General features: G+C 74.4%; 14 protein-coding genes. 11 read left to right on the top strand and 3 right to left on the bottom strand.

Annotated features, from left to right (window positions below; all coding sequences use genetic code 11):
* The 4 genes from O7613_RS23515 (at position 1) to O7613_RS23500 (ending at position 5,007) form a co-directional block, all read left to right on the top strand.
* Positions 1-690: an ABC transporter permease gene (locus O7613_RS23515; RefSeq protein ID WP_281586293.1), complete on the top strand. Its 690-nt coding sequence runs from the start codon at positions 1-3 to the stop codon at positions 688-690.
* Positions 687-1,409, top strand: a complete 723-nt coding sequence (locus tag O7613_RS23510) for an ABC transporter permease subunit (RefSeq protein ID WP_281590037.1) — start codon at positions 687-689, stop codon at positions 1,407-1,409. Before O7613_RS23515 ends, O7613_RS23510 begins: the two co-directional genes overlap by 4 nt.
* Positions 1,410-1,610: 201 nt before the next feature.
* Positions 1,611-2,615 (top strand): glycine betaine ABC transporter substrate-binding protein, encoded by a 1,005-nt coding sequence (locus O7613_RS23505; protein WP_281586294.1) that lies wholly within the window; start codon positions 1,611-1,613, stop codon positions 2,613-2,615.
* 133 nt (positions 2,616-2,748) lie between these two features.
* Positions 2,749-5,007 (top strand): hypothetical protein, encoded by a 2,259-nt coding sequence (locus O7613_RS23500; protein ID WP_282290028.1) that lies wholly within the window; start codon positions 2,749-2,751, stop codon positions 5,005-5,007.
* A gap of 207 nt (positions 5,008-5,214) precedes the next feature.
* On the opposite strand, the gene O7613_RS23495 is transcribed toward O7613_RS23500, so the two are convergent.
* Positions 5,215-6,384, bottom strand: a complete 1,170-nt coding sequence (locus tag O7613_RS23495) for an NADH-quinone oxidoreductase subunit D (RefSeq protein ID WP_282290026.1) — start codon at positions 6,382-6,384, stop codon at positions 5,215-5,217.
* Positions 6,381-7,466: an SAM-dependent methyltransferase gene (locus tag O7613_RS23490; protein WP_282294599.1), complete on the bottom strand. Its 1,086-nt coding sequence runs from the start codon at positions 7,464-7,466 to the stop codon at positions 6,381-6,383. The genes O7613_RS23495 and O7613_RS23490 overlap by 4 nt, the downstream gene beginning before the upstream one ends.
* 174 nt (positions 7,467-7,640) lie before the next feature.
* Between O7613_RS23490 and O7613_RS23485 the strand changes: the two genes are divergently transcribed.
* From O7613_RS23485 to O7613_RS23455, 7 genes are all read left to right on the top strand, one after another.
* Positions 7,641-8,576 carry a Rossmann-like and DUF2520 domain-containing protein gene (locus O7613_RS23485; RefSeq protein WP_282290024.1) on the top strand — a complete coding sequence of 312 codons (936 nt, stop codon included), beginning with the start codon at positions 7,641-7,643 and terminating at the stop codon, positions 8,574-8,576.
* Complete coding sequence (gene panC, locus O7613_RS23480; protein ID WP_281586298.1) at positions 8,570-9,418, top strand: pantoate--beta-alanine ligase; 849 nt, start codon at positions 8,570-8,572, stop codon at positions 9,416-9,418. Before O7613_RS23485 ends, panC begins: the two co-directional genes overlap by 7 nt.
* Before the next feature lie 28 nt (positions 9,419-9,446).
* Positions 9,447-9,875, top strand: a complete 429-nt coding sequence (gene panD / locus O7613_RS23475) for an aspartate 1-decarboxylase (protein ID WP_281590042.1) — start codon at positions 9,447-9,449, stop codon at positions 9,873-9,875.
* 105 nt (positions 9,876-9,980) lie between these two features.
* Positions 9,981-10,874: a septum formation family protein gene (locus O7613_RS23470; protein WP_282290022.1), complete on the top strand. Its 894-nt coding sequence runs from the start codon at positions 9,981-9,983 to the stop codon at positions 10,872-10,874.
* A 61-nt stretch (positions 10,875-10,935) separates the two neighbouring features.
* Complete coding sequence (locus O7613_RS23465) at positions 10,936-12,684, top strand: L-aspartate oxidase (protein ID WP_281586300.1); 1,749 nt, start codon at positions 10,936-10,938, stop codon at positions 12,682-12,684.
* On the top strand, positions 12,681-13,577 hold the full coding sequence (gene nadC / locus O7613_RS23460) for a carboxylating nicotinate-nucleotide diphosphorylase (RefSeq protein WP_282290019.1): 897 nt from the start codon (positions 12,681-12,683) through the stop codon (positions 13,575-13,577). The genes O7613_RS23465 and nadC overlap by 4 nt, the downstream gene beginning before the upstream one ends.
* Positions 13,578-13,594: 17 nt before the next feature.
* The gene (locus O7613_RS23455; RefSeq protein ID WP_281586302.1) at positions 13,595-14,353 is read left to right on the top strand and encodes a type III pantothenate kinase; all 759 of its coding nucleotides are present in this window, start codon (positions 13,595-13,597) and stop codon (positions 14,351-14,353) included.
* A gap of 65 nt (positions 14,354-14,418) precedes the next feature.
* Here O7613_RS23455 and O7613_RS23450 read toward each other — a convergent pair whose 3' ends face one another.
* Complete coding sequence (locus O7613_RS23450) at positions 14,419-15,159, bottom strand: class I SAM-dependent methyltransferase (protein WP_281586303.1); 741 nt, start codon at positions 15,157-15,159, stop codon at positions 14,419-14,421.
* Positions 15,160-15,224: the final 65 nt, after the last annotated feature.

Below are 15,224 nucleotides of genomic sequence, written 5' to 3'. Positions count from 1 at the left end.
GTGTTCCTCCACCTGAGCTACCGGGCCGCCCCGGGTAATCCGTGGTTCTCCTGGCAGTACGTGCGGGACAACTCTGACACCATCCTCGCGGCGCTGCGCGAGCACACCTGGCTGACCGCCCGGGCCGTGGTGATCGCCGCGCTGGTGGCGCTGCCGCTCGCGGTGGCAGCGTACTGGTTCCGGTCCCTGGCCGCGTCGATCCTCGCGCTGACCGGCGTGCTCTACACGATCCCGTCGCTGGCGCTGTTCGCCTTCCTCGCGCCCTATCTCGGCATCGGCGCGGTGACCGTGTTGACCGTGGTGGCGCTGTACGCGTTGCTGGTGATCGTCCGCAACGCGCTGGCCGGGCTGAACCAGGTGCCACCGGAGGTGCGGGAGGCCGCCGAGGGCATGGGGTACGGCCGGTGGGGCCGACTGTTCCGGATCGAGCTGCCGCTGGCGCTGCCCGGCATCCTCACCGGCGTACGCCTGGCGACCGTCTCGACCGTCGCCCTGGTCACGGTGGGGGTGGTGGTCGGCCGGGGCGGGCTCGGCCAGCTCATCTTCGCGGGCTTCCAGAACAACTTCTACAAGGCGCAGATCATGACCGGCACGGTGCTCTGCGTACTGCTGGCGCTGGTCCTCGACCTGGTCCTGGCCGGGGTGGGCCGGCTGCTCACCCCGTGGCTGCGCGAGAGGTCGGCTCGGTGAACCCGGTGCAGGCGGCGTGGATCTGGCTGAACGATCCGCTGAACTGGACCAACCCGGGCGGCGTGCTGGACCGGCTCGGCGAACACCTGAGCATGTCCGCCCTGGCGGTGCTGCTCGGCTGTCTGGTGGCCTGGCCGATCGGCCTCTGGCTCGGGCACAGCGGCCGGGGCGGTGGCCTCGTGCTGCTGGTCTCGAACGTCACCCTGGCGATCCCGACCCTGGCCCTGCTGACCATCCTGCCGCTTACCTTCCTCGGGTTCGGTCGGCCGTCGGTGGTGGTGGCGCTCGCGGTCTTCGCGGTGCCACCGCTGCTGGCGAACGCGTACACCGGTGTCCGGCAGGCCGATCCGGAGGCCCGGGATGCGGCGCGCGGGATGGGGCTGTCCGGTTTGCAGGTGCTGCGCCGGGTGGAGTTGCCGCTCGCGGTGCCCTACCTGGCGGCCGGTTTCCGGACGGCGGCCGTGCAGGTGGTGGCCACCGCCGCACTCGCGTCCTTCGTCAACGGCGGTGGCCTGGGCCAGATCATCCGGGCCGGGTTCGGTCTCGACATCGCCGCGGGCGGGGGCCAGATCATCGCCGGGGGTGTCCTGGTGGCCGGCCTGGCGATGCTTGTCGAGGGCGTGCTCGCGGTGGTGGAACGGATGGTCACGCCGCGTCCGCTGCGCCGGGTCCGGCGGCGGGCGAACCGCCGCGCCGCCGCGGCCACGGCCGGCGGCTGACGCACCCGTCCGGCGGGTTTGCTGAGTTCCCGGTCACAGCCACGCGGCCGGCCGGTGACGATCGGATGACGAAAACCGCTCCGAATTTGTCGGTGGGGTCGGTGAGGATGTTGGGTGAAGTCGCGGGCGGCATCCGGATCGCCCGTCGGACACGCGGCCGGCCCGAAGGGGTCGCGCCGGGACACGGAAGGCGGGCACCTGATGCGCGCACGTTCACGGCTGGCCGCGGGGGCCTTCGGCGCCCTCGTCGCGGCGGGCCTTCTCACGGGTTGCGGTGACGCCGGCTCGTCCGGCACCGACGCTCCCGAGGCGGGCGCCTCGGGGGCCGGTTGCGCCCCGGTGGCGGGTGACCAACTGGTCGTCCTCACCGACGACAAGAAGCTCCAGAACACCGACAACGTCCTGCCCGCGATCAACGCGAAGGCGGCCACCCCGCAGTTGGTCGCCGCGCTGGACAAGGTCTCCGCGAAGCTCGACACCCCCAAGCTGATCCAGCTCAACCGGGCCGTCGACGAGGAGCGGAAGACCCCCCAGGTGGCGGCGCAGGAGTTCGCCGACGCCAACGGCGTCACCGACGGGATCGAGAAGGGGCCGGGCGGCCAGGTGACGGTCGGCGCCGGCAACTTCAGCGAGAGCCAGACCGTCGCCGAGCTCTACAAGATCGCGCTCACCGCGGCCGGTTACCAGGTCAAGGTGCAGACCATCGGCAACCGGGAGCTCTACGAGCCGGCTCTGGAAAAGGGCCAGATCCAGGTCGTCCCGGAATACGCCGCCACCATGGCCGAGTTCCTCAACACCAAGGCCAACGGCAAGGACGCCCAGCCGGTCTCCTCGCCGGAGCTGGACAAGACGGTCGAGGCGCTCAAGACCGAGGGTGACAAGGCCGGCCTGGTGTTCGGCCAGCCGTCCCAGGCCCAGGACCAGAACGCCTTCGCGGTGACCAAGGCGTTCGCCGACAAGTACGGGGTGTCCTCGCTCTCCGACCTGGCCGCGAAGTGCTCCGGTCAGGCTACCGTGCTCGCCGGTCCGCCGGAGTGCCCGCAGCGGCCGAAGTGCCAGGCCGGGCTCGTCGAGGTCTACGACTTCAAGGCCGGCTCGTTCAGCTCGCTGGACGCGGGCGGCCCGCAGACCAAGAACGCGCTGAAGACCGGTTCCGCAAGCGTCGGCCTGGTCTTCTCCTCCGACGCCGCGCTCGCCACGAGCTGATCCACCGCCGCCGGCCGGTCGCACCGGCCGGCCGGCGGCCTCTTGTACGGGCGGGCAGCCCGATCCGCGATGCGTGCATCCGACGGTGCGGAGCCGTTCCCCTCGGGTGGAACACTCGGTAGTCTGCTCACCCATGCCCGCCTCGGTCGCCCCTGCCGACAAGCGCTCTCCGACGCTGCTGACGGTCCTGTTCTGGATCGGTGTGGGCCTGGCGCCCCTGGCGGCGCTCATCCTGCTGGTCGCCGACGGCAACGGCACACTTCGATTCGGTGCCGTGCTCGCGATCCTCGCCGTCGTGCTGATCGGGCTCTCCATCGCGCTGCGGTCCGAGAACGGTGCCGGCGATGCGGTGGCCGAGGAGTTGCGGGAGGAACTGGAGCAGTTCCGTCGGGACCTGCGGGCCGAGATCGTGGCCGCCGCCCAACGCGGCAACCAGGCGCTGGACCAGGCGCGACGAGCTGAGGAAGCGGCAGGTGCGGTGCGCCGCCGGCTCGACGCGGCGGCCGCGGGCCTGGCCGCGGCACCTGCCGACGAGCGTCCGGGCGGACGGGCCCGGGTGCCGGTCGCCGGGGCGTACGAGGCGGGGCGGTCTCAGCCGGCCGGCCAGGACGAGGACGCGTCGAGCCGGCCGGCGGGTGATCGCTACGGCACCGACCAGCAGGCCGACCCGCTGCGAGCTGCTCCCCACGATTTCGAGCGACCCGGCACGTATCCCGTGGAGGGGCGGGCGCGTCCGGAGCCGCCCGGTCGTGGCCGCGCGGTGGAGGAGCACACCGGGTTCGGCGGCCACGGCGGCGAGTCGACCCGGTCCGGCGCGACACCTGCGGAGGGCTACCGCGCGGAGCCGGCACGGTCCGGTGGACACGGCGCGGAGCGGCCCTCCGGCGGGGTGTACGGGGCGGCGCGGGTGCCCGAGCCGGGGGCCCGGCCGGAACACCGCCAGGTCGGCCTGGTCCACCACACCGAGACCGTGCATGTCACCACCCGGCACACCATCGTCGACGGCGGCGGCGGCGACGCGGCCGGCTCCCGGTACGGCGGATACGCCGGTCGCTGGTCGCCGCCCGCGGAGGACCGCCACCGGGACGAGTCGGTCGACCACCGGGCCGGACACCGCGAGGCGGGCCGGGACGACCACCCGTGGCCGGGCCGGTCCGGTGCGGCCGAGGACGCCTGGCCCGGGGGCCTGCGGTCCGGTGCGGGCGCAGAGCGGCCCTGGTCCGACGCGCGGGACGGCGGTCCGCGGGATGTCGGGGCCCGCCCAGGTCCGCCTGTCGACGGGGCCGGATGGAGCGGCGGCGGGGCCGGATGGGCCGCCGGCGGCGACGGACCGGACCGGATCGGTGGCGCGCATCCCTGGGCGGGCGTCGGCCGGGCCGCCGGTGGGGGGCGGGGCTGGGCGTCGCGGGAGGTGGACGACGGCTGGGCAGCCGGCCATGGCCGGGCACGTCCGGCGGACGAGCAGCGGTCCGGCTCGGGCGCGGAGCGGGCCGGCTTGGCGGCGGGCGACCGCCCCGAGGAGCGGCCCTGGCCGGGCTGGCACGACGGCCCGGTGGACCGGCACGACGGCCCGGTGGACCGGCACGACGGCTCGGTGGACCGGCACGACGGCCCGGTCCGTCCGGGTGCGTGGCTCGGGCCGGAAGAGCGGGTCGCAGCGGGCGCCTGGCCGGAGGAGCAGCCGCCGCCGGGCTGGTCGGGACCGTACGACCCCGGAACGTCCGGCGAGGGAGTGCCGTTCGGGGAGCACGTCCGGGGAGCACCGTTCGCGGAGCACGTCCGGGGAGCACCGTTCGCGGAGTACGGCCGGGGAGTGCCGTCCGGGGAGCACGTCCGAGGAGCGCCGTCCGGGGAGCATGGCCGGGCGGCGCCGGCCGGGCAGTACGGGTGGGCGGGGGCCGTCGAGCCGGACGGAGAGCACTGGTCCGAGATGCGGGCCGGTAACCGCTGGGCCGCGGTGCACGACGACGGCCAGGGGCGGGAGCTCCGCGTCGGCGAACGGCGGGCCGCGGTGCACGCCGACGGGGGCGGCACCGAATATCGGATCGAGGACCGCTGGGCCGCCGTCCGGGGCGTGTCTCCCGGCGCGGACGACGCCGGCTCGGTGCGTCACGATCCGGATCCGGGCGGAGGCTGGCCCGGGGAGAACCCACCGGCGCTGCCGTCCGGCGGGGTGCCGGTGCCCGAGGAATGGCGTCCGCCGACCCAGCGCGGCGGCCAGCCGGAGTGGCGTCAGGTCGAGCCGGAGTGGCGGCGACCGGAGCCGGAGTGGCGGCAGCCCGAGCCGGAATGGCAGCCCGAGCCGGACCGGCAGCCCGAGCCGGAGTGGCGCCGGCCGGAACCCGGCGGCTACGGCCTGCCGTACCGGGACACCGCCGACCGCTGGCGCTGACCGCTCCCCTGCGACACCGACAGCAACACCCACGGCAGGACGCCGTCAGCCGGCGGGGACCGACGGTCGCGAGGTTGGGTGCGTCTGTTGTTGCGGGAGCGACATCAGGTGCACCCAGAAGGGCGCCGGAAGGGTGGCGCCCCGCAAGCACCGCCGACAGCGCCTCACCCACCGGCGGGCGGTCGGCCCGACCGGCGGCGGACGCGCTTACTTGTCGATGTCGCCGACCACGAAGAACATCGAGCCGAGGATGGCGATCAGGTCCGGCACCAGGCAGCCGGGCAGCAGGGTCGACAGCGCCTGCACGTTCGCGTACGAGGCGGTGCGCAACTTGAGCCGCCAGGGCGTCTTCTCACCCCGCGACACCAGGTAGTAGCCGTTGATACCGAGTGGGTTCTCGGTCCAGGCGTAGGTGTGCCCCTCGGGCGCCTTGACGACCTTCGGCAGGCGCGTGTTCACCGGCCCGCTCAGCCGATCCACCCGGTCCAGGCACTGCTCGGCGAGGTCGAGCGAGGCGTACACCTGGTCGAGCAGCACCTCGAACCGGGCGTGGCAGTCCCCGGCGGTCTTCGTCACCACCGGCACGTCGAGCTGGTCGTACGCCAGGTAGGGCTCGTCCCGGCGCAGGTCGAGGTCGAGGCCGGAGGCCCGGCCGACCGGCCCGGACGCGCCGAACGCGGCGGCGTCGGCGGCGGAGAGCACGCCGACGCCGACGGTGCGGGCCAGGAAGATCTCGTTGCGCTGGATCAGGTGGTCCAGGTCGGGCATCCGCCGGCGGACCTCGCCGATGGCGGCGCGGGCGCGGCCGGTCCAGCCGGCCGGCACCTCCTCCTTCAGGCCGCCGACCCGGTTGAACATGTAGTGGATCCGGCCGCCGGAGACCTCCTCCATCACCGCCTGGATGGTCTCCCGTTCCCGGAACGCGTAGAACATCGGCGTGATCGCGCCGATCTCCAGCGGGTAGGAGCCGAGGAACATCAGGTGGTTGAGCACCCGGTTCAGCTCGGCCAGCGCCATCCGCAGCCAGGTCGCGCGTTCCGGCACCTCCATGCCCATGAGCCGTTCGACGGCGAGCACCACGCCCAGCTCGTTGGAGAACGCGGACAGCCAGTCGTGCCGGTTGGCCAGCACGATGATCTGCCGGTAGTCGCGTACCTCGAAGAGTTTCTCCGCGCCCCGGTGCATGTAGCCGACGATCGGCTCGGCGGCGACCACCCGTTCCCCGTCGAGCACCAGGCGCAGCCGCAGCACGCCGTGCGTCGACGGGTGCTGTGGCCCGATGTTGAGCACCATGTCGGTGCCGAGCTGCTCGCCGCCGGCCCCGGTGCCGACGGTCAGCTCGCGGAGGTCGCCGGCGTCCGTGGTCATGCCCGTCATCGTGCCACGAGCGGGTCGAGGGCGACGCCGACCGGCTGCCGCAGCCACAGGTGCCCGCCGAGGCCGGCCGCGTCGGTCAGCTCGGCCGCCGCCGACGCCGTGGCAAGCGCCCGCAGGTAGCCGGCCGGGTCGCGGGCGGCCAGGCTCAGCGGCGGTCGCCCGCCGTCGGCCCCGAGCGCCCGCAACGCCTCCCGCTGCGAAACCAGGGTGTACGCACACCGGGCGACCCGTTCACCGGCGGAGGCGACCGAGTCCATGGCGACGTGCGCGGTCACGTCGCACGACCCGTCCGGCACCGGTGGCACCTGCCGCCCGTCCCGGTAGCCGGTCAACGTCCCGGCGATGGGCCGTGACCCGCGCAGGTGCCCGTAGTCGACGGCCAGCGCCAACCCGCGCTCGATCCGCCCCACCGCCTCCGCCCACGCCTTGTCCCGAGCCCGCCCGATCTCCACCCGCCCCCAGCCACCCGACTCCCCATCCCACCCGTCCCACCCGTCCCCGCCCTCGTCGATCAAGGAGTTTGCGTCGGGCGGGGCCCCGGACGACGACGCAAACTCCTTGATCAACGGCAACGGTCGGGGCGGGAGGGGCCACCAGGTGGTCAGCCAGGCGGTGTCGGTGGGGGAGAGGGCGGGGCCGGGGGTCTCCTCGCCTGTGGTGGGGTTCACCAGGAGGAGGTGCCAGCCCTGCGGGGAGAGGACTGCCACGTCCAGGGGGACGTTGTCCAGCCACTCGGTGGCGAGCAGCAGGCCGGTGATCCGTTCGGGGATCTCCGCGCGCCAGTCGATCTCCGGTGGCAGGTCGTCCGGGCGGGCGGCCCGTTCCACCGCCACCGGGTGGAGCCGGGCGGCCAGGTCCGGTCCGGCCTGCGCCAGCAGTGCCCGGAGCAGTTCGCCCCGGCCCGCGCCCACGTCCACCACGTCCAGCCGGGCGGGGCGGCCCAGCGCCTCGTCGAGCGCGACGAGCTGGCGGAGCAGGGCCGCGGCGAAGACCGGCGAGGCGTGCGCGCTGGTGCGGAAGTGGGCGGCGGGGCCGGGGCCGGCGACGAAGAAGCCGTCCGGGCCGTAGAGCGCCAGCTCCATGGCGTCGCGCCAGCGCAGCGCGGGGAGTCCGGACGTCACCGGCCGACCCTACGGCGCGCCGCCGCCGGCCCGCCGGGTGGCCGGTGAAGGTTTTCACACCTTCTTGTTTCCGGTCTGTCAACCGGGCGCATACTTGCCTCGACCGGTACCCCCTCCGAGGACTGGATCACTGACATGAGCGCACCGCTGCGCCCGCGGGCCCTCCGCGCCCCGCTCGCCGTCCCCCGTACCCTCTCCGTCGGTGTGCTCGGCGCCGGCCGGGTCGGTGCCGTGCTCGGCGCGGCTCTCGCCGCCGCCGGCCACCGCGTGGTCGCCGCGTCCGGCGGCTCCGGCGCCTCCCGCGCCCGGCTCGCGCTGCTGCTGCCGCAGACCCCGCACCGTGCCGCCCCCGACGTGGCCCGCGCCGCCACCGACCTGCTGATCGTCGCGGTCCCCGACGACGCCCTGGCCGGCGTGGTCGCCGACCTGGCCGCGCGGGGCGCGCTGCACCCGGGCCAGATGGTGGCGCACACCTCCGGCGCGCACGGGCTGGCCGTGCTGGCCCCGGCGGCCGCGGCCGGCGCCCGACCGCTCGCGCTGCACCCGGCGATGACCTTCACCGGTACGCCGGACGACCTGTCCCGCCTGGCCGGCATCTCCTACGGCGTGACCGCCCCGACCGAGCTGCGCCCGTTCGCGGCCCGGCTCGTGGCCGACCTGGGCGGCGTGCCGGAGTGGGTGGGTGAGGCCGACCGGCCGCTCTACCACGCGGCGCTCGCGCACGGTGCCAACCACCTGGTGACACTGGTCAACGACGCGGCCGACCGGCTGCGCGACGCCGGGGTGGATCGGCCGGAGAAGGTGCTGGCCCCGCTGCTGCGGGCCGCCCTGGAGAATGCGCTGCGCCTCGGCGACGACGCGCTGACCGGCCCGGTGTCCCGGGGCGACGCGGGCACCGTACGCCGGCACCTGGACCGGCTCGCGCGGACCGCGCCGGAATCCGTACCGGCGTATCTGGCGTTGGCCCGACGGACGGCGGACCGCGCGGTCGCGGCGGGCCGGCTGCGCCCGGCGGACGCGGCGGCGCTCGTGGACGTGCTGGACGGGATGGAGGTGGCCTCCTCATGGTGAGCGTGGTGCACACCCGCAAGGAGTTGGCGGCGGCCCGGGACGGGCTGACCGGCACGGTCGGCGTGGTGATGACCATGGGCGCGCTGCACGCCGGGCACGAGACGCTGCTGCGGGCCGCCCGGGAGCGGGCCGACCACGTGCTGGTGACCGTCTTCGTGAACCCGCTCCAGTTCGGCCCGAACGAGGACTTCGACCGTTACCCGCGCACGCTCGACGCGGACCTGGAGATCTGCCGGCGGGCCGGGGTGGACCTGGTCTTCGCGCCCCCGGTGCGCGAGATGTACCCGGACGGTCAGCCGACGGTGCGGCTGGACCCGGGTCCGCTCGGCGCGGACCTGGAGGGCCTGAGCCGCCCCGGCTTCTTCCACGGTGTGCTCACCGTGGTCCTGAAGCTGCTCCAGCTCACCCGCCCCGACCTGGCGTTCTTCGGGGAGAAGGACTACCAGCAGCTCACCCTGGTCCGCCGGATGGTCCGCGACCTGGACGTGCCGACCGAGATCGTCGGCGTGTCGACCGTGCGGGAGCCGGACGGCCTGGCCCTGTCCAGCCGCAACCGCTACCTCTCCGCCGAGGAGCGGCGGGCCGCGTTGAGCCTCTCCGCCGCGCTGCGTGCCGGCGTCGCGGCGGCCGAGCGGGGCGACGACGCGGGCGCGGTGCTGGCCGCCGCGCACCGGGGCTTCGACCCGGGTACGCCGGAGGCCCGCCTCGACTATCTGGTGCTCACCGACCCCGACCTGGAACCCGGCCCGGTCGCCGGCGCGGCCCGGCTGCTGATCGCGGCCTGGATCGGCGCCACCCGTCTGATCGACAACACCGCGATCCACCTCGCGCCGCGGCACTGACCCACCACGAATGCGGAAAGGCACCCCGATGCTCCGGACCATGCTCAAGTCGAAGATCCACCGGGCCACCGTGACCCAGGCCGACCTGCACTACGTCGGCTCGGTGACGGTGGACGAGGATCTGCTCGACGCGGCGGACCTGCTCCCCGGCGAGCAGGTCGCGATCGTGGACATCACCAACGGCGCCCGCCTGGAGACGTACGTGATTCCGGGCCGGCGGGGCAGCGGCGTGATCGGCATCAACGGTGCCGCCGCGCACCTGGTGCACCCCGGTGACCTGGTCATCCTCATCTCGTACGGGCAGATGGACGACGCCGAGGCACGGGCCCGGCAGCCCCGGGTGGTGCACGTGGACGCCGACAACCGGGTCGTCGACCTCGGTGCCGATCCGGCCACCGCCGCCCCCGGCACCGCCGGAGACCCCGTCCCCAACCCCCTGGCCGCCGCCCTGAACTGAGCCCCGTCGACGATCCCGCGGTTCGCGGTCTGTCACCGGAAGGTCATTTTCGGCTACCCTGAGCGGGCCGTCGGATTCGACGGTCGTCGGGCTGGGGGAGGCGCGATGGGCCGTGCGATGCGCAGTCTCGTCGCCGTGTTGGCTGCGGCGGCGACGCTGGCCGGGTGCGCCTCGTCCGGCGGGCTCGACGGCGACCTCACCGACGACTGGGCCGCCTTCGCGCCGGCCGGGCCGTTCAGCCCGGCGGCCGAGGTCTGCCAGGTCGCCGACTTCACCCCGACCGTGGCCCTGGCGGGCTACGACCCGGTCGACTGCGACCTGCCGCACCGGGTGGAGACCGTGCACGTCGGTGTGTTCCCCGGCGACCGGGCCACCCCGCCGGCGCTCACCTCGCCGGAGTTGCGTGCCGCGTTCACCGAGTGCGACAAGCGGGCCGGCGCGTACGTCGGTGACGACTGGCGCGCCGGACGGCTGCGGCTCGGTGTGGCGATGCCCACCGCCACCGGCTGGACGGGCGGGGCCCGCTGGTACCGGTGCGACCTGACCGAGTTGAACACGGTCGAGGCGGCGGCCGTCGTGGTGGTCCGGACGGGCAGCCTGCGCGACGCGCTCAAGCCGCCGTCCCCGCTGCGCCTGGGCTGCCAGCGCACCAGCCGGGACGGGCACCGGGTGCAGCGGCTCACCCCGACCGGCTGCGCCGGGGCGCACGACGCCGAGTTCGTCGGGGTGTGGGTGGCGCCGGACCGCCCGTTCCCGAAGGAGCCGGCGGACTGGGCGCCGCTCTACGCCGGCTGCTATTCCGCCATCGCGCGCTTCACCGGTGTGCCCGCCGACCCGATCCTGCGTTACCGCAGCGACGTGGTGGTCCGTCCGCCCGCCGCCGGTCGCTGGGCGGTCGGCGACCGCGGTGTCCGGTGCTACCTGTGGCTCAGCGACCGCACGGTGACCGCCTCGCTGAAGGGCGCCGGCCCGGCGCGCCTGCCGGTCCGGACGAGGTAGCCGAAACCACTCGTCCCGCCCCCGCCGCCCGGGCCGAGGATGCTTCGGGTTGACTGTGCCCATGGACCTACCCACCGTCGACCTGCCAGTGCTGCCCCGGCTGCTCGCCGCGCCCGCGCCCGGCTGGGTGGAGACCACCGACGTGATCGTCGTCGGCTCCGGCGTCGCCGGGCTGACCGCCGCGCTGCACCTGCGCGAGGCCGGCCTGCACGTCACCGTCGTCACCAAGGTCGACATCGACGAGGGTTCCACCCGGTGGGCGCAGGGCGGCATCGCCGCGGTGCTCGACCCGGCGGACAGCCCGGCCGCCCACGCGTACGACACCGAGGTGGCCGGCGTCGGCCTCTGCGACCCGGCGGCGGTCCGGGTGCTCGTGGAGGAGGGCCCGACCCGGCTGCGCGAGCTGATGCGGATCGGGGCGGAGTTCGACCGCAACCCGGACGGCTCGCTGATGCTCGGCCGCGAGGGTGGCCACCGGGCCGACCGGGTCGTGCACGCGGGCGGCGACGCCACCGGCGCCGAGGTGCAGCGGGCGCTGCACGCGGCGGTGCGGCGCGACCCGTGGATCCGGCTGGTCGAGCACGCCCTGGTGCTCGACCTGCTGCGCGCCCCCGGCGACGGTCCGGATGGTTTCGGCCCGGCCTGCGGGATCACGCTGCACGTGCTGGGCGAGGGCAGCGAGGACGGCGTCGGCGCGATCCTCGGCCGCGCGGTGGTGCTCGCCACCGGCGGGATGGGGCAGGTCTTCGCGGCCACCACCAACCCGTCGGTCTCCACCGGGGACGGGGTGGCGCTGGCGTTGCGCGCCGGCGCGGCCGTCACCGACCTGGAGTTCGTCCAGTTCCATCCGACCGCGCTGATCGTGCCGGCCGGCGGGCCGGGCGCCGGCCTGGCGCAACAGCCGCTGGTCTCCGAGGCGTTGCGGGGCGAGGGCGCCCACCTGGTCGACGGCGACGGCAAGCGGTTCATGGTCGGCCAGCACGAGTTGGCCGAGCTGGCTCCCCGGGACGTGGTGGCCAAGGGCATCCACCGGGTGCTGAACGCGTCCGGCGCCGACCACGTGTTCCTGGACGCACGGCACCTGGGCGGCGACTTCCTGGCCCGGCGGTTCCCCACCATCGTGGCGTCCTGCCTGGCCATCGGGGTGGACCCGGCGACCGACCTGATCCCGGTCGCGCCGGCCGCCCACTACGCCTCCGGCGGCGTCCGGACCGACCTTCGTGGCCGCACCTCGATCCCCGGCCTGTACGCCTGCGGCGAGGTGGCCTGCACCGGCGTGCACGGCGCCAACCGGCTGGCCAGCAACTCGCTGCTGGAGGGGCTGGTCTTCGCCCGCCGGATCGCCGAGGCCGTCGCCGCCGGGCTGCCCGAGCAGGCCCGGCCGGCTGACACCGGCGCCTGGGTGGGCGGGCCGGGCCGGTTGGTGCCGGCGGCGGGCACGGCGGAGCTGCAACGGGCGATGTCCCGGGGCGCGGGCGTGCTCCGGTCGGCGGAGTCGTTGACCGGCACCGCGGCCACGCTCACCGCGCTGAGCGAGGGGCGGGGCGTACCCCGTACCGCCGACTGGGAGGCGACGAACCTGATCACCGTGGCGTCGACGCTCGTCGCCGCCGCGTACGCCCGCGAGGAGACGCGGGGCTGCCACTGGCGGGAGGACTTCCCGGCGGCCGACGACAGGTGGCTGGGTCACCTGGTGGCCGGGGTGGGCACGGATGGGCTGCTGGTCGAGCGTTGGGTGAGCGCGAGGAGTGAGCCGGTCTTGCGAGCCCCGCAGTCGCGAACGTCAGGAACAGAGGAGAGGATTCCATGATCGAGTCGACGGTGCGGGCGCTGCGGGACGGCGGGCTGGACCCGGAGCGGGTCCGGCGGATCGTCGTCGACGCGCTGGCCGAGGACCTCGGCCCGGACTTCCTCGACGTGACGAGCGTCGCGACCGTCCCGGCCGACCAGCGGGACACCGCCGACCTGGTGGCGCGCGAGGACGGGGTGGTGGCCGGGCTGCCGGTGGCCGCCGCGGTGTTCGAGCTGGTGGGCGACGTGACAGGCGCCGGGCGTACGGTCGAGGTGTCGCTCGTGGCCCACGACGGGCAGCGGGTGGCGCGCGGCGAGGTGCTGGCCACCGTGACCGGGCCGACCCGGCTGCTGCTCACCGCCGAGCGGACGGCGCTGAACCTGCTCTCCCGGATGTCCGGGGTGGCCACCCACACCCGGGCGTGGGCGGACGCGCTGGCCGGCACGAAGGCGATGGTGCTGGACACCCGCAAGACCACGCCGGGGCTGCGAGGGCTGGAGAAGTACGCGGTCCGAGCGGGTGGTGGCACGAACAAGCGGATGGGCCTGCACGACGTCGCGATGATCAAGGACAACCACAAGCTGGCGGCGGGCGGGATCGCGCCCGCGTTCCGGCGGGTCCGGGAGGCGTTCCCGGACGTGCCGGTGCAGGTGGAGGTGGACACGCTTGCCGAGGCGGTGGAGGCGGTCGAGGCCGGGGCGGGCTTCCTGCTGCTCGACAACATGACCCCGGCGCAGCTGCGCGAGGTGGTGGCCGTGGTGGGCGACCGGGCGGAGTTGGAGGCGACCGGCGGGCTGACCCTGCCGGTGGCCGCCGAGTACGGGGCCACCGGCGTGGACTTCCTCTCCGTGGGCGCGCTCACCCACTCCTCGCCGATCCTCGACATCGCTCTCGACCTGCGCGAGGACTGAAGGTCTAGGCTGCCGCTGTGCTGCTCTGCATCGACATCGGAAACACCAACACCGTGCTGGCGACCTTCGACGGCGACAAGCTGGTGCACTCCTGGCGGATCAAGACCGACGCCCGTTCCACCGCGGACGAGCTGGGCCTGATGTTCCGCGGGTTGCTTGCCGGTGACGCGGTGGAGATCACCGGGGTGGCCGCCTGCTCGACCGTGCCGGCCGCGTTGCGCTCGCTGCGCACCATGCTGGCTCGCTACTACGCCGACCTGCCGAGCGTCATCGTCGAGCCGGGCGTGCGGACCGGGGTGCAGCTCGCCATCGACAACCCGAAGGAGGTGGGCGCGGACCGGGTGGTGAACACGCTCGCCGCTTACACGCTCTACGGCGGGCCGTCGATCGTCGTCGACTTCGGCACCACCACGAACTTCGACGTGATCAGCGACCGGGGCGAGTTCCTCGGCGGGGCGTTCGCGCCGGGCATCGAGATCTCCTTCGACGCGCTCGCCGCCCGCGCTGCGCAGCTGCGCAAGGTGGAGGCCACCCGGCCCCGCTCGGTGATCGGCAAGAACACCGTGGAGTGCCTTCAGGCCGGCCTCTACTTCGGCTTCGCCGGCCAGGTGGACCGGATCGTCGAGCGGATGTCCGGGGAACTGGGCGAGGTGAACGCGGTCATCGCCACCGGCGGCCTCGCCTCGCTGGTGCTGTCCGAGTGCCGCACCATCACCCACCACGAGCCGATGATCACCCTGATCGGCCTGCGGATGGTCTACGACCGTAACACCTGAGGTGCAAGGAGGGGGCCCTTGTTAACGCTTCCGGTATAGGAAGGGCCCCCGGTTAACGCCAGCGCTCACCGCTTGCGCGCCGTGAACACAAGCGTCCGGTACGGCAGTTCGACGGTCTCCCGACCGACCAGGTCGGGGTGGGTGGCGAAGAGGTCGCGGAGTTCCCGGTCGATCCTCGCCTGCTCGTCGGCGGTGGCGGTCAGCCAGAAGGAGCGGGTGCGCAGCATGCCGATCACCCCGTCCGGGGTGAGCGTGGTCCGATGGGTGAACTCGGTCAGCTCCACCCGGCCGAAGGCCGGTCCGAAGCTGGTGACCTTCTCGACCAGGTTGCCGGCGTGGTCGCGCAGGTCGGCGATCCGCTCCAGCTCGGCCACCCACTCGACGTCGTTGTCCCGGGTGTTCCAGATCGGCGCGAAGGTGCCACCGGGGCGCAGCACGCGGGCGATCTCGGCGTGCGCCGGCTCCTTGTCGAACCAGTGGTAGGCCTGCCCGACCAGCACCGCGTCCGCCGAACCGTCCGGCAGCGGCACCGATTCCGCGCTGCCGGCGAGCGCCGTCGTGCCCGTGGTGGCGACCGCCAGTTGCGCCCGCATCCCCGGATCCGGCTCGACGGGTACGACGTGGTGCCCGAGCGCCGTCACGCCACGCGTGAGGATGCCGGTGCCGGCACCGAGGTCCACCACCCGGGCCGGGGCGGTCAGCCCGGCCAGCGCCCAGCGCAGCGCCGCCTCGGGATAGCGGGGCCGGAACCGGTCGTACGCGGCGGCGGCCGCGCCGAAGGAGAGCGCCGCAGTGGGGTCGGTCATGGCGGGCAGGTTATCCCGTAACGGTCGGCACGGCGCTTGAGTACGCTCATGGGCTGACCCCGCCG

Source organism: Micromonospora sp. WMMD975 (genome assembly GCF_029581215.1).
Taxonomy (GTDB): Bacteria; Actinomycetota; Actinomycetes; order Mycobacteriales; family Micromonosporaceae; genus Micromonospora.
This window is presented reverse-complemented; position numbering and strand designations above follow the sequence as displayed.